At 55.4% G+C, this 392-nt stretch carries 1 protein-coding gene; it reads right to left on the bottom strand.

Going from position 1 to position 392, the window contains the following annotated elements; translation table 11 throughout:
• Nucleotides 1-392: type VI secretion IcmF C-terminal domain-containing protein (locus AC4IFT_RS22390; RefSeq protein ID WP_490752932.1), on the bottom strand; the 392-nt coding region annotated here is incomplete at both ends.

Here is a 392-nt window from a genome sequence, read left to right as displayed (position 1 = left end):
GGAGCGACTTGGGCGCTTTCCAATAAACGAATTACTCCCCACACGCCGCGGTGGTCTGCCAGTAAACGGGTGCCTGCAGTGGTGCTCATCCAGCGCAGTGACGCACCGGAGGCGATGGTATCTCCCGGCCACACAAAGCGTTGCCACTCGGGGAATTGGTTGTCATAGGTCAACGTCTGTTTATCAATCACCAAAATGGTTTGCATCACATCTCGGCTGGTGGAGGGGCGGATTTCAAAGTACAGGCGCGCTTCCCCGTTGGCGAACGCCACATCCCCCAAATGGCTCAAGGTATCTAACGCCTTGAGGAACTCTGGGTTAAAGCGCAGCCCTTGGGCAGTGGTGTTGTTAGGTACCCAGCGATTACCTTCTTTGCGTAACACCCCTTTAAG

This window comes from Providencia sp. UF-183 (genome assembly GCF_058246155.1).
The sequence above is the reverse complement of the archived record's forward strand: the minus strand, read 5'-3'. Positions and strand labels throughout refer to the sequence as shown.